2 protein-coding genes and 1 pseudogene are annotated in these 2,899 nt (G+C 73.4%); 2 read left to right on the top strand and 1 reads right to left on the bottom strand.

All coding sequences use genetic code 11. From position 1 onward, the window contains the following. Positions 1-461, top strand: a pseudogene (locus tag HW577_RS23165) (shikimate dehydrogenase); the annotation flags it as partial. Here HW577_RS23165 and rnd read toward each other — a convergent pair. Next, the gene (gene rnd, locus HW577_RS23160; RefSeq protein WP_198378470.1) at positions 445-1,638 is read right to left on the bottom strand and encodes a ribonuclease D; all 1,194 of its coding nucleotides are present in this window, start codon (positions 1,636-1,638) and stop codon (positions 445-447) included. The pseudogene HW577_RS23165 and the gene rnd sit on opposite strands and share 17 nt — an antisense overlap. A gap of 110 nt (positions 1,639-1,748) precedes the next feature. Between rnd and HW577_RS23155 the strand changes: the two genes are divergently transcribed. Continuing rightward, on the top strand, positions 1,749-2,699 hold the full coding sequence (locus HW577_RS23155; protein ID WP_198378469.1) for an aldo/keto reductase: 951 nt from the start codon (positions 1,749-1,751) through the stop codon (positions 2,697-2,699). The last annotated feature ends 200 nt before the right edge of the window (positions 2,700-2,899 follow it).

Here is a 2,899-nt window from a genome sequence, read left to right as displayed (position 1 = left end):
GGGCGGCGGTCGCGCATGCGCTGCTCACGCTCGGCGCGGCGCGGCTGATGCTGCACGATGTCGAGCCCGGCCGCGCCGCCGACCTTGCCGCCGCCCTCGAGGCCCGCTTCGGTGCCGGCCGGGCGGACGCCGTCGCCGACCTGCCGGCCTGCATGGCGGCGGCGGATGGCCTCGTGAACTGCACGCCCGTCGGCATGGCGAAGCTGCCGGGCCTGCCGCTCGACGCCGCGCTGCTTCGGGCCGGCCTGTGGGTTGCGGACATCATCTATTTCCCGCGGGAGACGGCGCTGCTGCGCGCGGCCCGCGCGCTCGGCTGCCGCACCATGGGCGGCGGCGGCATGGCCGTGTTCCAGGCGGTCGAGGCCTTCCGCCTCTTCACCGGCATCGCGCCGGACGCGGCGCGCATGGCGCAGCACTTCGCCGCGATGGTGGACGGCGAGGCGCCTACCCCGCCGGGATGAGCTTCACCTTCCGCCCATCCACGCCGAGCGCGAGCCGGCCGCTCTTCAGCGCCAGCGCGGCTTCCCCGAACACCTCCCGCCGCCAGCCATGCATCGCGGGCACCTCGGCGCCGTCGCCGCCGGCCAGCCGGTCGAGATCGTCGCTCGAGGCCAGCAGGCGCGGGGCGACCTGGTGCTCCTCGCTCTTTGCCGCCAGCAGCACCTTCAGCAGTGCGACCAGGGCGGGGGAGGAAGGCGGGCCGGCCCGGTCCTTGGGCGCCTCCGGCAGCGCCTCGTCCGGCAATTCGCGCCCGGCCTTCACCGCCGCGATCAGCCCCGCGCCCGAGCGCCCCTTGGCGAAGCCTTCCGAGATCCCGCGCGCGCGCGCGAGGTCGGCCGCGGTGTCGGGCATCGTCGCCGCGATCTCGAGCAGCGTCTCGTCCTTCACCAGCCGCTGGCGAGGGATGTTGATGCGCTGCGCTTCGCGTTCCCGCCAGGCGGCGACGGCCTGCAGCACGCCGAGGAAGCGGCGGTTGCCGGTGCGCGGACGCAGCCTCTCCCACGCCGCCTCGGGCTCGGTGCGATAGGTCGCGGGGTCGGCGAGTGCCGCCATCTCCTCCGCCACCCAGGCGAGGCGCCCTTCGCGCCGCAGCTTCGCGTCCAGCACCGAGTAGATCTTGCGCAGATGCGTCACGTCGGCCGCCGCATAGGCCTGCTGCGCGGGGGAGAGCGGGCGGGCCGACCAGTCGCTGAAGCGGTGCGCCTTGTCGATCGCCGCCCCCGCGAGCGACCGGCACAGCCCGTCATAGGACACCTGGTCGCCATAGCCCGCGACCATGGCCGCGACCTGCGTGTCGAAGAGCGGCGTCGGCACGGCGTCGAACTTCAGCAGGAAGATCTCCACATCCTGCCGCGCGGCGTGGAACACCTTCATCACGTCGGGGTTCGCGAGCAATTCGCCGAGCGGGGCGAGGTCGATGCCCGGCGCCAGCGCATCGACCAGCGCCACTTCCTCCTGCCCCGCGAGCTGCACCAGGCACAGTTCCGGCCAGTAGGTGCGCTCGCGCATGAACTCGGTGTCGACCGTGACGAAGCGCTCAGTCGCCAGCCGCGCGCAGAGCGCGGCCAGGGCCTCGGTCTCGGTGATCAGGGCGGGCGCGGGGTCGGCCGCGGCGGCGGCGGCGGGGCGGCGAGTCATTCCCTTTGTTTCTAGTCCCCGGCCCGGCGGAGGGAAAGGTTGCGCCGCGGGCCGGTTGGCCGGGCGGGCGGCCCCGGGCATGCTGGGACCGCCCGCGGGAGGGGGCAGCCATGCAACTTCGCGCGCTCGGCCGGTCGGGGATTTCGGTCCCGCCCATCGTCTTCGGCGGCAATGTCTTCGGCTGGACCGCGGACCGGGCGATGTCCTTCCGCCTGCTTGATGCCTGCCTGGACCACGGGATGGTCGCGATCGATACGGCCGATGTCTATTCCACCTGGGTCGCGGGCCATGCGGGCGGCGAATCGGAAAGCCTGATCGGCGCCTGGCTGAAATCCCGCCCCGGCCTGCGGGACAAGGTCCTGATCCTGACGAAGTGCGGGATGGAGATCCCCGGCCAGGGCAAGGGGCTGTCGCCGGACTGGATCGCGCGCGCCTGCGATGCCTCCCTCGCCCGGCTCGGCATCGAGACGATCGACCTGTGCCAGGCGCACAAGGATGACGAGACGGTGCCGCTGGCCGACACGCTCGGCGCCTTCGCCCGGCTGATCGAGGTGGGCAAGGTCCGCGCCATCGGCTCCTCCAACTACAGCGCCGCGCGGCTGAAGGCGGCGCTCGATCTCAGCACGGCCGAGGGCCTGCCGCGCTTCGAGAGCCACCAGCCGGTCTACAACCTGATGGATCGCGGCATCGAGGCCGACCTGCTGCCGCTGTGCCTGGCCGAGCAGGTGGGGGTCATCACCTATTCCGCGCTCGCCTCGGGGTTCCTGACGGGCAAGTACCGGGGGGAGGGGGATCTCGGGAAATCCGTCCGCGGCGCGCGGAGCGTGGCCAAGCACATGGGGCCGAAGGGGGATGCGGTGCTGGCCGCGCTCGACGCGGTGGCGAAGGCGCGGGGGGTGAGCCCGGCGGCCGTCGCCCTGGCATGGCAGATCGCCCGGCCAGGCATCACGGCCCCGATCGCGAGTGCCACCGGCCCGGCGCAGCTGGCGGAACTGGCGAAGGCGGCGACGCTGGCGCTGACGGCGGGGGAAATGGCGGGGCTGGATGCGGCGAGCGCCTAGAGCAAGACCCGATCGGCCGGACACGGGTGGCCGGAGGTCGTGCTCGAAATGCCATGGATTCTACGGCACGACATCCGATCCCCCTGATCCAGTGTGATCGGAACGTGCTGGAGCGCCCGCGGCCCGGGCCGGGTTCCGGCGCGCGGCGCGGCCGGGCGCTCGGCCGGGGCCGCGTCACCTCCGCCGCTATCCCCGGGATC

The organism is Neoroseomonas rubea (assembly GCF_016106015.1).
GTDB lineage: Bacteria > Pseudomonadota > Alphaproteobacteria > Acetobacterales > Acetobacteraceae > Neoroseomonas > Neoroseomonas rubea.
This window is presented reverse-complemented; position numbering and strand designations above follow the sequence as displayed.